Below are 15064 nucleotides of genomic sequence, written 5' to 3' on the forward strand. Positions count from 1 at the left end.
GAAGAGATCCAGCACCTCGTATTGGCCACGATAGCCGCTGAATTAGACTGGGACATCACCTCGGCGAACCTCCTTCAATCCTATGTATACCGCCATTACAGCGTATCCATTTCCCGATAAGCCTTGCGAAAGTTCTTGCATCAAAAAGGGCCTTTCTTGGCCCAACCGACCTACACGTTGGCGAAAGGAAATCCGGAGAGGCAAAAACATTTTAAAAATCAAATGCCCTTGATAAAAAACGGAATCTCTTCGAATTTTATTCTGTTATTCATTGATGTCATACATATCGGGTCATATCATGCACTGTGTACGACATTGGCTAGAGGCGAACCGCCAAAAGCAAATGCCACATTCGTCCATCACGCCCACGTCCAGCTGTCAACATCCTTAGTGACAAAACCATACTTTATCAGATGATAGATTTCTTGAAAGTGCTTAATGCACTGCCTCATCATCTTGGTGTTGGATAACATCCCCATTCATCATGAAAACATGGTCAAGGAATTGGGACGGGAGGAAGGACAATGTTTTTTTCACTTCATTTTCCTTCCTCCCTATTTGCCGCATCTTAACCCGATCGAACATTTGTGGAAATTACCGGAAGATGCAACAATTCCATTTTTTAACTCTTGTAATCTTGATCATAACTTTTTGATCATTCTGAATTACTCTTCTACACTAACATTCCATAACACTGGTCCAATAAAATCTCTAAATCCCTTGACTTTATCAGATACACCAGTGACTTTGCTGTAAGTTCCTATATTGATAATCGGTAGATATTCCCACATTTTTTGCTGTAACTGGCTATATAGCTCTTTGGCCTCGTCTTGTGTTTTAGCCGCTTGAATCTCAGATAATAATTTATCGATCTCAGGACTATTCGTCCAACCTGGCCATTGTGCTTTCGAATCTAAAAATCCATATTGATGAGGAATAACGGATGTATCCCATCCTGTAAAGAAGATATCCCAAAGTGCAGGATCACCGCGACGCTCTAGCAATGTTCCCCAATCATAAACTTCAAGCTTTGCTTTTATCCCTATCTTTTCCAAAAGCTGTTGAGTAGCTACTGCAGCATTATACTGATAAGCGTAATCACGGCTCGTCAAAATAACAATCTCTTCTCCGTTATAATTAGCTTCTTTTAATAATTTCTTGGCTAATTCAAGATCTTTCTTATTGTATACGTCTTTTCCAGCATCTGAATACCAATCTGTCTGTTCAGGCCTGAATAAACTCGGCTCCAATTTATAAAATCGCTCATCTCCAAAAGAAGAACGTAAAACCAATTCTTTATCTAATGCATAATTTACAGCCTGCCGAGCTTTTACATCACTGAACAGACCCTGCTTTTTATTAAAAACGAGCATTTGAATTCCATAAGTGTGGATATTTACACCTGTCCCTGGAGTATTTTCCAGTTGTTCAACGGTGTCGTACGATACACCTGTAGCAATATCATATTGACCACTAATTAAACCTGCATTTCGAGTTGATTCATCTGGAACGAAGTGCCAATAGATATCATTGACTAAAGCCTCTTTTTTCCCTGCGAGACCACTTGTTTGTTCGGAACGAGGTTGATAATCTTCAAATTTCGTAAAATGAATATACTGGTTAGTCTTCCATTCCACAAATTTAAATGGGCCTGTTCCTACATATTCTGTTGCTCCTGTTGGTCCAGCCTTTTCTGCAACCTCTTTAGGCATTATAGCAGCAAGCTGATTTTGATCGGCTAGAGCAAAGGGCACTAGCGCCGATGATTTGGTCAGATGAAGCTCAACTGTATAATCATCAACTTTTTTCCATTCTGCCCCTTCTAAAATCGATTTCGTAAGTGAGGAATTGGTAGTCCACCTTTCCATCGAGGCCACTACATCGTCAGCTGTCATTTCCTTCCCGTTATGAAATTTAATCCCTTGTCTCAGTTTAAACGTATAGACTTTTCCGTCATCACTAACGTTATAACTTTCTGCTAGCTGAGGAGCTACTGTCCAGTTTTCATCAAGGGTCAACAAAGATTCATACATTAATCGTGCAGTATCTTTCGTCGCTCCAGACGTAGTGACCGTTGGGTCTAACGTATCCGGTTGAGCTTCATAAGCAATATCAAGCTTTCCTCCAGACTGACCAGATTGGGAGTTCCCTGAAGAATTAGATTGACTTGTTTTTCCTGTGGACGAGCTATTTGAACATCCCATTAAACCAATAATGATCAGGAGAATAAAGAGAAATGAATATACTCCTCTCATTCGTCTCACAAATCATAACCCCCTTATTCTCTTGATTAAGCGAATGTCTTTTAAAAACCGCAACGACTCTCAGGTATGGCAAGGCAGAGCTCACGATAACACTTCTCACCCCCCTTTCTGGTGAATCAGAGATGCCTCTCTATAAAAACCCCCTTGTTTTAAGCCGCGATTTTCATGCCTGCGTGAAGGAAGTAAAACTCGCTTCATAAACTTTTCTGAGCGAAAACAAGCGCATCCTCAGTTGCTATTTTCATATTCCATATGGGGAGCGAAAAAATGATTACTAATTAAATGATCTTTAAAAACATCATAAATGATCTAATGGGAGTACAGGTCTCATCACTCTTTTATAATTAAAATGACAAAGATCGTAGCTGCTTAATCCTGGAGAATCCGCCGTTATAATCTTTTTTGCTATAGGAGCAAAAGAAGCGCGAAAGTGGTTTTCAGATTTTAAAGCGACTATTTTGTATTGAGTCACATCAATTCCATGCAACAAGAAAACTTGTCCATCTAGTGTTTGCCCTTTTTTCGTACAAACAATCACATCTACATTTCCAATACAGAGGCGGGCTGATTTCCCTAAGTTCACCTTTTTCCCTTTATTCATTTGTGAACTTTGAATAAATCGGCCATCTGTCAACGACTTAACATAAGCTGTTGTTTCTATAGGATCACCATGATACGAATCAGTCTTTCCTCCCAATCGAATATCAATAAAACGACCTACTCCAGCTGTATGTGCTTTTTCTACCACTTCAGGATCACAAATAAAACCAAAACAAGAAAGTGGAGCATTTATTTCGATCATCGCTTTTAGCAAATGTGTACCGTCACCTGGCGTCCCTGCACCAGGATTATCTGAAGTTTCATTAATGACAATAGGGCCTTCTGGTTCCTCTAAAGCTAATTTTAATGCTTCCATAGGGCTAGGATGTCGCACATAAAACTCATAACGCCTTTTCCATACCTCCTCAGCAACATTCTTTGCCGCTTTTTCAGCCAGTTCCTTATCATTGTCTGTAATTGTTAGTACACTAACCCGCATATCAGGTATATCCGTTTGGCTAAATCCATGAAAAAATGTACAATCAATCACTTTTTTCTCTTTTTCCCATTTCCAACATATTTCATTAATATCTTTTGCGGGGGATAAATCTGTTGTCGATGATGAAAGCATCATCGGCAATTTTTCCATGTGCATAACTGGGTGAATGTCACCTTTTATTATTCTTAGCAAATTCGAAATCGCTTCTTTCCCTCTCTCATAGCAGTCGATATGCGGATAAAAATTCACACCGAATAATGCATCAGCTTCCTTGATCATCGTTTTCGTTAGATTGGCATGTAAATCTAACGTAGCAACGATAGGGATTTTAGGTCCTACAACCTGCCTAACATTTGATAGAATATCTCCTTCAATATCGTCTACTCCTTCAGCAATCCCTCCACCGTGAAGGACCAAACATACGCCATCCAAGGGGCCCGCTTGTTTGATACGCACAACCAAATTCTCAACAAGCTGATTGTATGCATCACGCGTAATAATTCCAGACGGGTCAGCTTTTGCCCAAAAAGTAGGCAATAGTTCAATAGAATGTTTTTTCGCTTCGGAAATAATCCCTCCCAAAAAGTCCCTTACTCCCGTGTGATTTTTAATAATTTCTTCGCCAAATTCCCATTCTGATTGTCTAAAGTGATCTAATGTAGTTTTAACACAAGAAAATGTGTTCGTTTCATGACTAATTCCACCAATGGCTATCCTCAATGCCCTATATCTCCTTTCCTAAAGCAAAACCACTTTATTTCTGCATACAAGTAAAATGTGCATATTTTTTATGCACTATATACACAATTTCAATTGAATATTAACATTATTCTAACTATTTTTCAACAATCAATTGCAAAAAGTGAGAAAAATTTGTTATATTTGATAATTAAGGATAGTAAAAAATAAAGCGCACGCAAAAAATTTTTGCATAAAAAATAATCTTTTTCTCTTAAGGCCATTACCACCACCTTCCAAAAAAAGTTGGTCTATATGAGTAAAAATGAATGATTAGATAAATCTTTGGATAAAGGGGTCAATAAGTATGGATAGATATCCGAGAGTTACTTGGGACGAAAAAAAATTAATACATAATGCGCGAGTACTAAACGCTATCTGTAAACATCATGTAGAATGGATTCCTGTAACAAAATCAGTAGGAGCGAATATCGAAATTGTAGACAGTCTTTACAAACAAGGATATAGAAAATTTGCAGATTCTCGTCTACAAAATTTAAAAGCCATAAAGGAATATGACAGCTCAATAAACACCTGCTTATTGAGAATTCCTGGTATACATGAAATCAAAGATGTGATCACATGGGCGGATTGTAGTCTAGTTTCAGAATATAAGGTAATTGAGGCATTAAACCAAGAGGCGTTGAGTCAAGGAAAAATACACCATATTATTTTAATGATAGAGTTAGGAGATCTCCGAGAAGGAATCATGCCTGAGGAACTGATGGATATTGGTAAACATATTTTAAAGTTTCCTGCTATTCATTGGCTAGGTATAGGCACAAACCTTACATGCTTTGGTGGTGTTCTCCCTACATCTGATAAACTTGCCCAACTTGTTCAACTTAAAGAATCTGTAGAAAAAAAGCTTGGGTATCATCTATCCGTTATATCTGGAGGAAATTCTAGTTCATTGCATTTACTTATGAGCGGTGAAATGCCAAGAGAAATCAATCATCTGCGCCTAGGTGAATCTCTTTTCTTTGGTCGAGAAACTGCCTTTTCTAAACAGATCCCAGGCATGCATCATGATATCTTTTTGCTAGAAGCTGAGGTAATTGAAATTAAAGACAAGCCTTCTTATCCTCAAGGAATTATTGTAAAAAATGCTTTCGGTGAAACACCTCATTTTACAGATAAAGGAATTCGACGTCGCGCCATTTTAGCACTAGGTGAACAGGATGTCCCCCTTTCGGAGCTTACTCCTGTCAAAAACGGAATTGAAATTATTGGAGGGAGCAGCGACCATGCCATTTTAGACGTTACAGAGCATCATGATCAAATACAAGTGGGGAGTATACTATCCTTTCAAATGAGTTATAAAGCTTTATTGCATGCTATGACATCCAATTATATCTACAAAAAAAAGATTAATAGCGTGTACGAGCCTCTCATTTCGTCGGATCAGTCGTTCGAATGACTTAAAACTCTACTAGCGCCACGGGGATGTTTATATCTTTTTCATAAAGACGCTCTGTTGGAATCCCCAACAGAGCGTTCAATCAACTGATTTGGAGCTTTTCCTCTATGTTTTTCAATCCGTCCGATAACGAAACAATCTCCTCATGCTGAGAAGATACACGCTCTAATACGTCTTGAAGGCTTTGCTTATTATTATTTGTCATTGATACACTATTTTCTGCTTTGGCTTCTACTTCTTGCATCATGGCTTGCACTGATAGGATAAACTCTTGAAGATTGGTTGTTTTGTCCGAGAATTGATGAATATTCGATTCGACATCTTTAAAGATGTCTTTCACTTCCTGCATGCTTGTTCTGTTTTTCTCAATCGATGATTGCGATTCAGAAATCGTATGAGAAGCTAAAGAAATTCGTTCTTTGAACGCCGTAAGAAGTTTAGCAATCGATTCCGACGATTCTTTAGAGGATTCTGCGAGCTTCCTCACTTCATCGGCTACCACCGCAAATCCCTTCCCATGTTCTCCCGCCCGAGCGGCTTCTATGGAGGCGTTAAGTGCTAACAGATTCGTTTGCGCAGAAATATCAGAAATGGTCTCGATAATTTTTTTAATATTTTCTGTTTCAGCATGAAGTTGTTGCATATAATCAATCGTTTTTTGAATATTTTTATTAAAAAACTCTAAATCTTTTTCCAAAACATCGACTCGTTTTCCGCTTTCCTTGATTGCCCCCTGTGTAGATTCAAGATATTCGTTGATTTCGTCCATGAATTTTGTCATGTCGTCTACTTGCTCATTCGTTTCCGTCATTCCTGCAACCAATTCATTGGATTGCAAAGTTTGGATGTCAAAAGATGAGGCAATATTTTTAATGGAGTCGATAATTTCCGTTGACTGGATATTTATTCGATCTGTCGTTCTTTTGAAATTCTCTTGATATTCTTTTACAGATGCAAGCGAATCCCTTACCCGCTTCAATATATCCTCCATAGATTCTTTGGCACGAATGGCTTCTTCTTTTTGGATCTCCACTTCTTTTTGCAAGTTGCTATTAAACGCAGATTGCATAAAACAAGCAATAGAAACAAAGATAAACATAAGCATGTAGTAAAGCAAGTCGGTATAGCTTGTCGAGTGAAAAATGACTTCTCCATTTGTGAAAAAGAAATAAGTCAGAATGATCAGTACAATCACAATGGTTAGCGTATTAATGATCTTGTCTTGATAGATTCCCATAACTGTAACAAAGAAAAACATGGCCATTATGTTAATGATGTGAGGGTCTAAAGTTAAAACAAGAAACCAGAACCCTCCAATAGTCACAAGGTTAAAATACTTCATAGGAACAGCTAATTGTTCTTTCCATTTCGTTTTATTAGCAATAAACGTTGCAGCCCCAAGCACCCCTCCTACGATTCCCACGATCGTCAAAACAAAATTCCAAGGAATCCCTAAAATAAGGTTGAGCACCTGAAGGATGAGAACGGTTCCCCCAAAAACAAAGGCTACCCAATTATTTCTCTTTCTCAAAAGTTCGTAATTCATCGCGCCATTGCCCCCTCTTTTAATTCCAGCGGTTCCTTGTACCAAGAATATTTTTTATCATCCAGATGGTCATAAACTTCTTTCAAATGCATAAGAGCTGGAATGACTTCATCCCCTTTGTACCAGAATGGATCTTTGACTTTCTCACATCTAATGCGATATGTATCATTCAGCGATTTGAACACTTTAGGCGCAGTGATTGCTACTCCATGTGTGTACCCATGGGTTTGCGCATAGTAAATCATGAACCTGACAATTTCATGACCAACAAGCTTACGTCTGTACTCTGGTAACACTGCGAAACTATCTAATTCCATCACTTTCATATCATCCCTGACCACATCGTCAAACAAATTCCTTATCAAAGGTCTAGAAAACTCTAGATATGGTGTGAATTCAACGGTTCCTCCAGGCACACCATTTATATAAGCGATATAGAGGTCTGAACCTTCTCGCCCATATTCCATGTCATATCCAGACTCTTCCCAAACCAATTGTTTCACTCGATGAAATGCTTCCGCTTCTTCTTTTGTCGTTACTCTCTTAAAAAGAATTTCATTAGCCATAAAAAAATCCCCCTCCTGAAGTTCAAAATCACCTAAAAGTCCTATAATAAAAACAAACTTCCAAGGCACAAAGACCTTTTATAATAGGTGTTTTTTTAGAAAAAGATTTAAATATGTATATATTTTCTTAAGACAATAGGCATAATAATATATATTATTTCTAATAATCAATAGGAAATCGAAACGATTTTTACGCCCTGCGTTTGTTTACATAACAAAATTATCGAAAACTCCACTTATATAAAAAATAAAACGCACGATATCGTGCGTTTTGCTTTTCAATGAACGATCGTTTTGATTAGAAATCACTCGTTACCCCCTGGTGAATTTGTTCGCTTATGCATTGAAATGCCATAACATAAGTAAAAAGCAGGATGCATTTCCCCATGCATCCTGCCAATCCCTCTTCTTATTCCTTATTTAGCATATGGAACACTTGCTCAACATCTTTATCGCCGCGTCCAGAAAGGTTGACGATGATGATTTGATCTTTGCCTAACGTCGGCGCAAGCTTCATCGCATACGCAACCGCATGGGCGCTTTCAAGTGCCGGAATACTTCAACGCATGAGTTATACGGTAAGTTAGTAATTAAATGTATGTTGAGAACATTGCCCCATATAACACAATTAGTCCCAACTTCAATGGAATGGATAATAGGAGCCCCATATTCGTGAATTTGCTCTCCAACAATCATTTCCCTTTTTTCAATTTTTTCTTCGTTTCCTCATACCTCTCCATATTAAATATTACATTCACTACGTCGAATATACTCGCCAATCGGTATATCAAAGCGTTTAATCAGGTCGTCCCGTTCGATAAAATATGGGGTATATTCCGCCATATGTTCACTAGATTCTGTGACAAAATAATTCAATCGACACATCTGTTATTAGTAATTCACAAAATGCACTTTATCGCTATCTAGCTTATACCCAAAGTATTTCAACAAATACTTCTCTACCATTTCCTTGACTTCTTCCTCCGTGAGCATATCTAAAATCATTGCCCCGCCAACGATATTTAGGTATTTATTCGCCTGAACAAAATGATCTCGCTTAATTTCAATACCATTTTCCTCAAATCCGACGAGGCATTTCAGAATCCCTTTTGTAATCGTACGGTTGGAAGTAAAGTTGCTGGAAAAGAATATAACGCTTCTTGCCGAAAAATCTTTGCTGCAAAAGAAGTTCGTTAACCAATAAGGATCTTGTTTGTTCGATTCATCATATGTCATATAGCCAACCCACCAAAGCCGAGCCAAAATGTGCACAAATAATGATCGCTTATTTCCATTTTTAAAAAACAGGGCGGTATTTATGCGTTTGTCGTTTTTGCTTTCCAGATCTTTCTTTAACCGATAAAAAGCAAATTCCCTCAGTTGCAAATGGGCGAGTCCAGCCCAGAGCTTCTCTTGCGTCGCCTGATTTACCGTCAAGTGTTTTAGCGCTTCATAAATCACCTTGACGTTTTCCTTATCGCTAATGGCATAGTCCGTTTCCATATTTAACACAGGCACTTCAAACTGGATGTTGGATTCGAGTACCTTTCCCTCTTCTTTGAAGTAGTTGTCAAACCATTCATGATCTTCATTGTAGTAATGTTCCTTATATGAATCGTAATTACCCCTTAAATCCATTAATGCCTCATCTGAGATGAATTTTAACCTCAAGTTAATCCTCCATTCTATGAACCTTTTCTATTTCTTCAAAACTTGCTTTGAGGGGCTTTCGCAAAATGAGCTGTGCCGCTTTTAGCGGGGATAACACGTCGGTCCCTACGTCTTCTAATCGATAATTATTTTCTTGAAAAATTTTATCCAGCACCTGATACCACGTATATTCCTCTAAATCAGCATTCGCTTCGCTAATTTTAGAAAAAACATAGACTAGAGCCGGAACAATTACGGCCGCTAATATCGTATTTTTCAGAGGAGAATGGGCACTCATGGCATATTGGTGGTACTCGTACTCCGGTAAATAAATCGTAATATTATTCGAATAAATATCAACATCCATATAATCATTTTTAAGAGATTTGGTGACCGTCACAATAGAAGGCAAATTCAAAAATTCAGTATAATCATCAATGAGTGTTGTTTCGATAGCCTCTCCGATCGCAAGTATATTTCCTTTTTCAAATGTCAGCGGAATGCCTTTATACCAATCACTTAAATATTCATTCTTATAACTGTGAATCGTTTCTTTGGCAACAACAAACGAATGCAGTACAATCTTTCCCCTTAATTGATGGGTCGCAATTGAGATTTCCAGATGTTCCTGATACGTTTCGAACATCTGCCGATAGCATGTTTGCGAACATTCAACGTGAATCAAGTATGCACAAGAATGGTTCTCTATCAGCCTTTTCATTTCTGGATTATCCAAATAAAACTGCGCCTCAATTTTTACTTCACCGAATTCTTCTTTGACATCTATTTTTGTGGAGAAACTCGTCTTTTGGTAATCATCGTTATTCATATATAATACCGGATATGGATAGGAGGTACTAATTTTCATATAGTTCCACCTCCATGACACAATAATTTGGATATTCGATTTCCACATTAATAATAAAAGGCTTTTTAGCCGGAATTGAGTGAAGGTCAATTTTATTGTCATCGTATTTTTCCACTGTCACATTTGGATCGTCGGTCGTGGCGTTTTGAATCGGCAAATCAAAATCATTCTGTTCTCCAATCACTTTAAAGATGAGTCGGCCTTTTTCAACCGCTTTTTTCGCCGTAATGATAAAACGATATTTTCCTCCTTCTTTATCAATGCAAACATACTTCTGTGTAATTTGAACCGGTTTACTATTCGGTTTCTGCTTCCTTTGTCTATCCAAGTTGCCAGTCATACCTTTATCCAATTGATTTTGACCGCCAAAATGTTGAATTCCGCCTCCATTGCTTCCCCCGCCACTATGCTTTCCTGATCCATTTCCTCCTTCATTTCCGGTTGGGGTAATTCCGTATTCTCCAGCTAATTGAGCCTCAATATCTTCGATAGAGATACCTTTTTGCCTTGTAGCTTTCTTATTTGCACTCTCTTCCTTGATTTCTTTTTTCAAAATCTGTTTAATGCTTGAATGGAGAGATTCGGTTTTATTGACCCCCCGCATGTTGACAAGCTTTTTGTTAGGAAGAAAGTCGCTTAAGCCGATCGCATCCATGCTGTCTGTAATTTTTTCTTGAAAATATTCTTTTACTGCACTCCTAATAAAAGACTTTAAATCCCCATAGACCTTTTTCGCTAATTTAGGATCTTTTTCATAACGCTCAGGTGACCATTCATTATGAGCGGGATTTTCCATTTGCTTAAAAATCGCATTCATATTTTTTCCTGTAATCATCAATATTCCAGTAAAAGAAATACTACCGCTAATATTTTTTTGTTCAAAAAGACGCATACCAGTCGTCCGCGTCATCAGTACGCGTCTATTTAAATCTTCACCGTTCATCAAATATAACGTGGCTTCCCCTTCAGCAAAAGAAATTCCCTGCTTGTACTTTTGGGCTGGATAGGCGACTTTAATCGTTTGATCGGAAGTAAGTAGATGGAAGTAATGCTTTAAATGTCGATTTTCTTCGGTATCCTCTAAATCGCCAATTAATTGTGCAATATTCTTGTCACTAATTTCAAAATCATTAATTCGAACCACCAATTTTTTCTTATAAATTGTGATAAAGAAGTTATGCAACACCGACTTAATGATTTCTTGTTCCCAATCCCCATTAGGTTCAAATGCCGTTACATATATATCCGTTCCCGTATCTTTTCTGATAAAACCAGGCTCTAAAAATAATTGCTGAGGAATTGCATTGGAATTTTCGTTATATGTGTAATAGCCATTCCCTAAAGTGATCTCGTTTAGATTCTTTTTGAAAGACATGATATTGGCTACGCCGACAAATGATTCATAGCCCGTGATATCAAGAGAAGAATAAAATAACGTCCGCAATTTAGAATTCAAAAAAGGAGCTGATTTTCCAATGCCAAAACTCCCCCCAGAACTTTCATCCTTATTTGATGATCCTGCTTCCTTTACTAATGAACTCCAAGGAGATCCTAGTTCCCCTTCTTTCGCTCCTTCAAGCCCTTTTGTATTAAAATCACTGATTCGTAAAATTTGTATAGTAGGTCGTTGAACGATTTGTAATGCATTTTCCAAAAAATACTCGCACTGTTGATTTTTTCCCTTCCATGTTTGTTGGCATTTTAGAAACACGTCTTTTAACTCATCAATGCCAGGTACTTTATTCGTATCTATGATAAAACTACTGAACTCCACAATAACAGGTTTTGTTTCATTTTTTACGGCATCTAAGGAATTTTGACAGATTTCCCTCGTTAATGATTCCAGAGAGTTGCCTCTAAAAGTTTCCAAACCGGCATGATTAATGGAATGAATTAATCCGCCCGTTGTTGCAGGAAAATGCCAAAATGTATCCATGTGTATCCTCCAAAATCTATAGTAATTTTGCAAACTACTTAGAATTATCATTTTCCTTAATTATCTATTCGATGAAAGCTTGTGAGTATCTAAAACATTCTCTCCAAACACTCCCATCTTCGATTAGGAAGGGTGGCATTTCCAGTAAATCATCTCACCTTTTTCTCAAAATACACATGCAACCGATACTCGCAAATTTCTTTCGTCCAATTGTACAAGATTTCTTCATGCTCGTGCGCGATAGAAAATTGGAGTGCAAACACATTGTTTTCAAAGGAGATCAGCCCCCTTGAACTGCCGCTCCATTTTGTCATCGGCATACGGGCAATCAATTTGCTCACCTTTTCTTGGTCGTACTCCCAAAGACGTTTTGTTTCCCCATCGGAGAAATCGATGCGCTTTCGATATTCTTTTTCCGTTAGATACCGATGAAAAAACGGCGCCGCTTGTTGTGGAGTAATTGGTTCATGCCAGCCCGACGGTCCGCGCTCAAGCATGGCTTTTAAGACAACCATTTTATAACTTTTCGACATTACTGTGCGCTCAACCTCGATAAGCCACCGCTCATGCTTGAGGAACACTTCCTTCTCTAAGTCCGACAGCTCCCCCGTCCAATATAAAAAGCCGACATAAGAATCGAACTCTTGTCTGTACTCCGCCGCTTCACTTCGGCCATGGAGATGCAATTCCAAATACGTCGGCCGTCTGCCCAACTCCTGCTTGAGCTGCCTGTAATCGGCAAGCAGCCGCTCTTTACGCGGCTGGCGCTTTTTCCGCATCTCCTCGAGAAGATGAATGGTTTGTATATCAAGATGTAGCTCGCATGTTTCCGGAACCGTTGGCATAACGGATTCCCGCACCTTTTTCTTCGTCTCGCCTCGCTGCGTATCAAACAGGCTCAGTTTGACATCCGCATTGCGATAGTTTCCAATTAAATCAATAATGACACAATAATCCTTGCCCTCATACAACCGCAATCCACGCCCGACTTGCTGGGTAAAAACGGTCAGCGATTCCGTCGGCCGTACGAATAAAAGTGTATCGACAGAGGGAATATCGACCCCTTCGTTGAACAAGTCAACGGTGAAAATGGCGTCCAGTTCACATTGTTCCAACATGGCAATGGCCTGTTGGCGCGGGATGGTCGTTTGCTTCGAGTGAAGGCTGACGGTCCGGTAGCCACGGCGGCGGAAATATTCGCACAAGAAATCGGCTTGCCGAATGGAGGAGCAAAAGACGAGTGTTCTCGTTTTCTTATACTGCTCCCATGCTCGCAAAATGTTTTCCGCCATCTCCTCGCGAAGCTGCACTTGAAGCAATTCTTCCTCATCATAGCGGCTGCCGAGCCATTTGATTTGCGAATAATCCGTGTCATCGTATACACCATAATAGTGAAACGGCGCAAGCCAACCACGTTGCACCGCTTCAATAAAATCAATACGGTAGGCAACGTTCCCATCGCAAATCGCGTACACGTCTTTATTGTCGTTCCGGTCTGGAGTTGCAGTGATGCCAAGCAAAAACTCCGGCCGGAAATAGAGAAGGACGCGCTCATATGAGCGAGCCGCCGCATGGTGGAACTCATCCACAACGATCAAGTCAAATGAGTCAGGACGAAACGAAAACAAATGTTTTTTCATACTCAGCGTAAAGATCGAGGCAAACACCATATCCGCATTTCCATCTTTTTGATGGCCGTCGTATATACCTGCCGTTCGATCCGGGATCACACATTCGAACGACTGTTTTGCCTGACGAAGAATCTCCTCGCGGTGGGCGATAAACAGCACTCGCGAAAAACGGCGCGCGAAGAAGGCGGCCAAATACGTTTTCCCAAGTCCGGTCGCCATGACAACCATCGCTTTATCGTATCCTTCTTCATAGGCAGCTTCCAACCGCTCCAATGCCTCCACCTGGGCAAAGCGCGGCCGGATCGTTCCATAGGGCGCCGTCGTTTCATGGACAACATCGGCCTTGTCCGTCGTCTCTCCTTCTTGCTTCTTTTCCGTTTCCGACGGAAGCATTAACTCGATTTCCTCAGTCTCACCCCATGTACGAGATAAGTTGGGATGGCGTCGGTGATTGTCTTCGTACCGTTTTTCATAGTCAACGATCGTTTCGGCATTGACTGGCACCGTTTCTGGAGCATAAAACAGCTTTAAAAACCGCTCCATCGCTTCGGCAAATACATCTTCATCAATCCTTTTATCCAGCCCTAGATTCCACTCGATGCCGTCTGTGAGCGCCGAGCGGGATAAATTAGAAGACCCGATAATAAAGTAGCCTTGTTCGCTATCCTCAAACAAGTAGGCCTTTGGATGAAACGAAATCCCGTCGCTTCTAAACAGACGCACTTCGATATCGGGATGAATTGAAATCAGTTCACGCAGCGCTTCTGGCTGAGTAACAAACAAATAATCACCAGCACAAATTTTGATGTCTGCTCCCCGCTCTGCCGCTATCCACAAACTGTCCTTTAATAGGTGAACTCCAGATTTCATAACAAACGATGTCAGTATGTATATTGTTGACGAGCGGCTCATCTGTTCCTGCAGCTTGTCAATGAGCCGCCGTGAAATCAACTCGACTTTACTCATCACGAACCTCAACTAAAAAAATTTTTTCCCGGAATCCACCGCGTTCTTCTGCTTTTTTCACCCGTATTTGTTCGACTTGTTCGATCGAAGCGCCATGACATGCGGCTAAGGCATGAACGATTTCCAACACATCCGCAAGCTCTTCGATGGCAGCCTCGTCGGTCATTGCCTGGACGTACTCCTCAAGCTCTTCAAACGCTTTCTTCTGCAGTTCTTTCTTATATTCTTCCTCGTTGAGTATGCGAGTAGTGAACGTTTTTCCTGCTTGTTCGATAATAGCTGGGATGCGGTCGCGAACGAGTTTGTTGTATACCGGCATGTCCATTCCTCCATTTCCGAAACTATATTACTATTTTACAAAATTTCACCTTTTTTTCATAGGAAAGAACGCACAAAAAACCTGTCATTTCTAAAACCTATTTACCTGTTGTAAAACAAAA

12 protein-coding genes and 1 pseudogene are annotated in these 15064 nt (G+C 39.6%); 2 read left to right on the forward strand and 11 right to left on the reverse strand.

Features of this window, described 5'->3' with window-relative positions; genetic code table 11:
* The first annotated feature begins 438 nt into the window (after positions 1-438).
* Positions 439-756 carry a transposase gene (locus tag DSM465_RS20305; RefSeq protein ID WP_080320063.1) on the forward strand — a complete coding sequence of 106 codons (318 nt, stop codon included), beginning with the start codon at positions 439-441 and terminating at the stop codon, positions 754-756.
* Here DSM465_RS20305 and DSM465_RS0114390 read toward each other — a convergent pair.
* Both DSM465_RS0114390 and DSM465_RS0114395 read right to left on the reverse strand, forming a co-directional pair.
* A complete protein-coding gene (locus DSM465_RS0114390) occupies positions 666-2255 on the reverse strand; it encodes an ABC transporter substrate-binding protein (RefSeq protein WP_029761644.1) in 1590 nt (529 codons plus the stop codon). The genes DSM465_RS20305 and DSM465_RS0114390 overlap by 91 nt on opposite strands.
* A gap of 307 nt (positions 2256-2562) precedes the next feature.
* Positions 2563-4023 (reverse strand): M81 family metallopeptidase, encoded by a 1461-nt coding sequence (locus DSM465_RS0114395; RefSeq protein WP_029761645.1) that lies wholly within the window; start codon positions 4021-4023, stop codon positions 2563-2565.
* Between the two features lie 325 nt (positions 4024-4348).
* Between DSM465_RS0114395 and DSM465_RS0114405 the strand changes: the two genes are divergently transcribed.
* Positions 4349-5461: an alanine/ornithine racemase family PLP-dependent enzyme gene (locus DSM465_RS0114405; protein ID WP_008880524.1), complete on the forward strand. Its 1113-nt coding sequence runs from the start codon at positions 4349-4351 to the stop codon at positions 5459-5461.
* 82 nt (positions 5462-5543) lie between these two features.
* Here DSM465_RS0114405 and DSM465_RS0114410 read toward each other — a convergent pair whose 3' ends face one another.
* From DSM465_RS0114410 to DSM465_RS0114455, 9 genes and pseudogenes are all read right to left on the reverse strand, one after another.
* A complete protein-coding gene (locus DSM465_RS0114410) occupies positions 5544-7007 on the reverse strand; it encodes a methyl-accepting chemotaxis protein (RefSeq protein WP_029761646.1) in 1464 nt (487 codons plus the stop codon).
* On the reverse strand, positions 7004-7573 hold the full coding sequence (locus tag DSM465_RS0114415; protein ID WP_029761647.1) for a GNAT family N-acetyltransferase: 570 nt from the start codon (positions 7571-7573) through the stop codon (positions 7004-7006). The genes DSM465_RS0114410 and DSM465_RS0114415 overlap by 4 nt, the downstream gene beginning before the upstream one ends.
* 409 nt (positions 7574-7982) lie before the next feature.
* Positions 7983-8129, reverse strand: a pseudogene (locus DSM465_RS19335) (tryptophan synthase subunit beta); the annotation flags it as partial.
* On the reverse strand, positions 8087-8269 hold the full coding sequence (locus DSM465_RS20310) for a family 4 glycosyl hydrolase (RefSeq protein WP_080320062.1): 183 nt from the start codon (positions 8267-8269) through the stop codon (positions 8087-8089). The gene DSM465_RS20310 and the pseudogene DSM465_RS19335, both read right to left, overlap by 43 nt.
* Before the next feature lie 195 nt (positions 8270-8464).
* Positions 8465-9244, reverse strand: a complete 780-nt coding sequence (locus DSM465_RS19965; RefSeq protein ID WP_230459212.1) for a DUF6339 family protein — start codon at positions 9242-9244, stop codon at positions 8465-8467.
* 1 nt (position 9245) lies between these two features.
* Positions 9246-10091, reverse strand: a complete 846-nt coding sequence (locus DSM465_RS0114440) for a hypothetical protein (protein WP_029761648.1) — start codon at positions 10089-10091, stop codon at positions 9246-9248.
* Entirely contained in the window at positions 10081-12027 is a 1947-nt protein-coding gene (locus DSM465_RS0114445; protein ID WP_174375704.1) for a hypothetical protein, read from the reverse strand. The genes DSM465_RS0114440 and DSM465_RS0114445 overlap by 11 nt, the downstream gene beginning before the upstream one ends.
* A gap of 149 nt (positions 12028-12176) precedes the next feature.
* The gene (locus DSM465_RS0114450) at positions 12177-14624 is read right to left on the reverse strand and encodes a DEAD/DEAH box helicase family protein (RefSeq protein WP_029761649.1); all 2448 of its coding nucleotides are present in this window, start codon (positions 14622-14624) and stop codon (positions 12177-12179) included.
* Complete coding sequence (locus DSM465_RS0114455; RefSeq protein WP_008880514.1) at positions 14617-14943, reverse strand: nucleoside triphosphate pyrophosphohydrolase; 327 nt, start codon at positions 14941-14943, stop codon at positions 14617-14619. Before DSM465_RS0114455 ends, DSM465_RS0114450 begins: the two co-directional genes overlap by 8 nt.
* Positions 14944-15064: the final 121 nt, after the last annotated feature.

Source organism: Geobacillus thermodenitrificans subsp. thermodenitrificans DSM 465 (assembly GCF_000496575.1).
Classification (GTDB): Bacteria; Bacillota; Bacilli; order Bacillales; family Anoxybacillaceae; genus Geobacillus; species Geobacillus thermodenitrificans.